This is a genomic window from Streptomyces sp. NPDC051822, from assembly GCF_044452745.1.
Classification (GTDB): domain Bacteria; phylum Actinomycetota; class Actinomycetes; order Streptomycetales; family Streptomycetaceae; genus Streptomyces.
This window is the reverse complement of record NZ_JBITBZ010000031.1, coordinates 1-1,426: the sequence shown is the minus strand read 5'-3', so window position 1 is coordinate 1,426 and position 1,426 is coordinate 1. Positions and strand designations below refer to the sequence as shown.

General features: G+C 56.2%; 1 rRNA gene (cut by a window edge). It reads left to right on the top strand.

Going from position 1 to position 1,426, the window contains the following annotated elements:
• Nucleotides 1-1,394, top strand: a 23S ribosomal RNA gene (locus ACIA8N_RS36465); it begins 1,796 nt to the left of the window's first position.
• Nucleotides 1,395-1,426 lie beyond the last annotated feature (32 nt).

Sequence of the window (1,426 nt, the reverse complement as noted above, 5' to 3'; positions counted from 1 at the left end):
GGCTGAGACCTGATGCCGAGCCGATTGTGGTGAAGTGGATGATCCTATGCTGTCGAGAAAAGCCTCTAGCGAGTTTCATGGCGGCCCGTACCCTAAACCGACTCAGGTGGTCAGGTAGAGAATACCGAGGCGTTCGGGTGAACTATGGTTAAGGAACTCGGCAAAATGCCCCCGTAACTTCGGGAGAAGGGGGGCCATCACTGGTGATGAGTCTTGCACTCTGAGCTGGGGGTGGCCGCAGAGACCAGCGAGAAGCGACTGTTTACTAAAAACACAGGTCCGTGCGAAGCCGTAAGGCGATGTATACGGACTGACGCCTGCCCGGTGCTGGAACGTTAAGGGGACCGGTTAGTCACATTTCGGTGTGGCGAAGCTGAGAACTTAAGCGCCAGTAAACGGCGGTGGTAACTATAACCATCCTAAGGTAGCGAAATTCCTTGTCGGGTAAGTTCCGACCTGCACGAATGGCGTAACGACTTCTCGACTGTCTCAACCATAGGCCCGGTGAAATTGCACTACGAGTAAAGATGCTCGTTTCGCGCAGCAGGACGGAAAGACCCCGGGACCTTTACTACAGTTTGATATTGGTGTTCGGTTCGGCTTGTGTAGGATAGGTGGGAGACTTTGAAGCCGTGACGCCAGTCATGGTGGAGTCGCCGTTGAAATACCACTCTGGTCGTGCTGGATGTCTAACCTCGGTCCGTGATCCGGATCAGGGACAGTGTCTGATGGGTAGTTTAACTGGGGCGGTTGCCTCCCAAAGGGTAACGGAGGCGCCCAAAGGTTCCCTCAGCCTGGTTGGCAATCAGGTGTTGAGTGTAAGTGCACAAGGGAGCTTGACTGTGAGACCGACGGGTCGAGCAGGGACGAAAGTCGGGACTAGTGATCCGGCGGTGGCTTGTGGAAGCGCCGTCGCTCAACGGATAAAAGGTACCCCGGGGATAACAGGCTGATCTTCCCCAAGAGTCCATATCGACGGGATGGTTTGGCACCTCGATGTCGGCTCGTCGCATCCTGGGGCTGGAGTCGGTCCCAAGGGTTGGGCTGTTCGCCCATTAAAGCGGTACGCGAGCTGGGTTTAGAACGTCGTGAGACAGTTCGGTCCCTATCCGCTGCGCGCGCAGGAATATTGAGAAGGGCTGTCCCTAGTACGAGAGGACCGGGACGGACGAACCTCTGGTGTGCCAGTTGTCCTGCCAAGGGCATGGCTGGTTGGCTACGTTCGGGAGGGATAACCGCTGAAAGCATCTAAGCGGGAAGCCTGCTTCGAGATGAGTATTCCCACCTCCTTGAGAGGGTAAGGCTCCCAGTAGACGACTGGGTTGATAGGCCGGATGTGGAAGCCCAGTAATGGGTGGAGCTGACCGGTACTAATAGGCCGAGGGCTTGTCCTCAGTTGCTCGCGTCCACTGTGTTAGTTCTGAAG